The organism is Paraburkholderia sp. JHI2823, assembly GCF_038900695.1.
In the GTDB taxonomy this organism is placed as follows: Bacteria; Pseudomonadota; Gammaproteobacteria; order Burkholderiales; family Burkholderiaceae; genus Paraburkholderia; species Paraburkholderia mimosarum.
Genome location: NZ_JAYMRY010000462.1, coordinates 1 through 224, shown reverse-complemented (window position 1 = coordinate 224; position 224 = coordinate 1). Strand labels below are relative to the sequence as shown.

The 224-nt window shown below is 64.7% G+C and carries 1 protein-coding gene; it reads left to right on the top strand.

From position 1 onward, the window contains the following. Window positions 1–224, top strand: a 224-nt coding sequence (locus VSR34_RS39410) for a transposase (RefSeq protein WP_342965335.1), incomplete at both ends; no start/stop codon positions are given.

Below are 224 nucleotides of genomic sequence, written 5' to 3'. Positions count from 1 at the left end.
GAGAGCAAGGTCGACCAGGGAATCAGCAAGCAGGGCAACCGAAGAGTGCGCGCGTTACTGATCGAGATGGCGTGGTGCTGGCTTCGCTACCAGCCCGACAGCGCCCTCACGCGCTGGTTCAACGAGCGCACGCAGGGCACGGGACCAAACCGTCGCGCACGGCGCATCGCGATCGTCGCAGTCGCGCGGCGCCTCGCGATTGCGCTATGGCGTTATCTGAAAGA